Genomic DNA, 853 nt, shown 5'->3' on the forward strand with positions numbered 1-853 from the left:
GCGCATGGCTGAGGCTGCGATGGGCGGTCTCGGCAGCGTTTCGGTGTTCATGGATCGCGCGTCACAGCAATGGCCGTTCACCGTCGAAGCGCGATCTTCGCAGCCGGTGCTGGCCTGCCTGGGCAGCCAGTATGCGGGCTGGAACCTGTCTGGCCAGGACTATTTTGCGATGGGATCTGGGCCTGCGCGGGCCCTCGCCCGGGTCGAACCGCTGTTCGAAACACTTTCCTATCACGACATCGCATCTTCCGCGGTGCTTATCCTTGAGACGGCCGAACCGCCTCCCCGCGCGACCGTTGAGAAAGTGAGCAAGGCAACTGGACTGGCGACGGAAAAGCTCACCTTCCTCTATGCGCCGACACAAAGCCTTGCCGGCGGCGTGCAGATCGTGGCGCGCGCGCTCGAGGTTGCCCTGCACAAGATCAACGATCTCAAATTCCCGCTGGAAAACGTTGTCGACGGCATCGGAACGGCGCCGATCCCCGCCCCCCATCCGGATTTCCTGACCGCTATGGGCCGAACCAACGATGCCATCATCTATGGCGGCAGCGTCCAGCTCTTCGTCAAAGGATCGGCGAAGGAGGCTGGCAAACTCGCGGAAAAACTTCCCAGCAGCGCCTCACGGGACTACGGCCAACCCTTCGCCGAGATATTCACGCGGTTCAAGGGCGATTTCTATGCCATCGACCCGTTGCTGTTCAGCCCGGCTGAAGTGATCGTGACAGCGATCGAAACCGGCGATACTTTTCGCGCCGGTCGGCGTGATCTGAAGATGCTCGAACGGAGTCTCGGCTAGGGCATGGCGGTGCAAAGGGATTCGTCTGTCATTCGCCCGCCCGGCGACTGCCTTCCG

1 protein-coding gene is annotated in these 853 nt (G+C 61.9%); it reads left to right on the forward strand.

Going from position 1 to position 853, the window contains the following annotated elements; translation table 11 throughout:
- Positions 1-796: methenyltetrahydromethanopterin cyclohydrolase (mch, locus tag ENZ75_RS33145; protein ID WP_128278673.1), on the forward strand; the 796-nt coding region annotated here is incomplete at its 5' end.
- Positions 797-853: the final 57 nt, after the last annotated feature.

Origin of the sequence: Mesorhizobium sp. M7A.F.Ca.CA.002.04.1.1, assembly GCF_004022805.1 — a bacterium.
In the GTDB taxonomy this organism is placed as follows: Bacteria; Pseudomonadota; Alphaproteobacteria; order Rhizobiales; family Rhizobiaceae; genus Mesorhizobium; species Mesorhizobium ciceri.